1 protein-coding gene is annotated in these 1,120 nt (G+C 57.3%); it reads left to right on the top strand.

The window, feature by feature from the left end:
• Positions 1 to 92: 92 nt before the first annotated feature.
• The gene (locus tag RJT48_RS20590) at positions 93 to 908 is read left to right on the top strand and encodes an IS5 family transposase (RefSeq protein WP_311174238.1); all 816 of its coding nucleotides are present in this window, start codon (positions 93 to 95) and stop codon (positions 906 to 908) included.
• The last annotated feature ends 212 nt before the right edge of the window (positions 909 to 1,120 follow it).

Here is a 1,120-nt window from a genome sequence, read left to right as displayed (position 1 = left end):
TGCCTTGTTTTGCCGCTAACTGACTGTAGTTTCAGACGCTCTCACAGGAAAATACCGTCAAGCTAACCGGGAATTGGACGCCGTCTGGCGATATGGGATCGCTCAGACGGCTAGCGATGATGTGTCGAAATCTTGCCAAACAGCACGTAGACGACCCTGACGTACCCGCCGCGCCGGACGGCGCGGACGGGTACGCCAAGTGGACACAGATCGCGTTGATTTTGTTCCGCGTTGAGTTGGACAAGAGTCTTCGTGAAACTGAAGACTACCTCAACGAGATGCCCGGTATCCTCGCCGTATTTGATCTCGACGAGGCACCACACTACAGTTCGTTTTGCCGGTGGGAAGACGAGTATCGGATGCGTGAACTCCGCCGCCTGCTCCGCGCGTCGGCGGAGCAGGCGGGCTGGAGTGGCGAAGCCGCAATCGATGCAAGTGGATTCCAGCGTGATCAGACCAGCTATCACTACCGTGACCGTGCGAACTACTCGTTGCAGTCGATGAAGACAACGATCTTGATCGACGTGAACTCGCTAGCGATCAAAGACGTGCATTACACGACACAGAAGGCGTGGGACGGCCATATCGGGATGCAGGTCTTCCGCCGGAACGCGGAAGACCTGCGTGTGTTGTCCGCTGACGCGAACTATTCGTGGGGCGAGCTCCGTGAGGAGTGTCGCTCGAACTCAACGCGACCACTGATCAAGCACAGAGAGCAAACACCGTTGCAGAAGGCTCACAACGCCCGAATGAGCGAGGATTACAACCAACGCTGGATGAGTGAGACGGGCTTCTCGCAGTTGAAGGAAGACGACGGCGAGAAGCTCCGCTCCCGGAGCTGGCACGGCCAGTTCCGGGAGCTGACTCGGAAGTGCATCGTCCATAACCTAACGCAGGCGGCGAGTTAGGGCTCGCCGCCTGCTCCCCTTCTCCGGACGTATCCGGGAGAGGCATCGCCGTCGTCACCGAAACAACGAAGCAAGATACCATAGTTTTGACCCTTCGACAACCACCGTGAGTGACGGCTACTGCATCTTCTGACTCCACATACCTGCCTCTGATGGCGTGAGACTACAAACAATCGACCCTACCCCGTCGTTGTCTTGCGTTCAACAAGGCA

Source organism: Halobellus ordinarius (genome assembly GCF_031823395.1).
Taxonomy (GTDB): Archaea; Halobacteriota; Halobacteria; order Halobacteriales; family Haloferacaceae; genus Haloquadratum; species Haloquadratum ordinarius.
The sequence above is the reverse complement of the archived record's forward strand: the minus strand, read 5'-3'. Positions and strand labels throughout refer to the sequence as shown.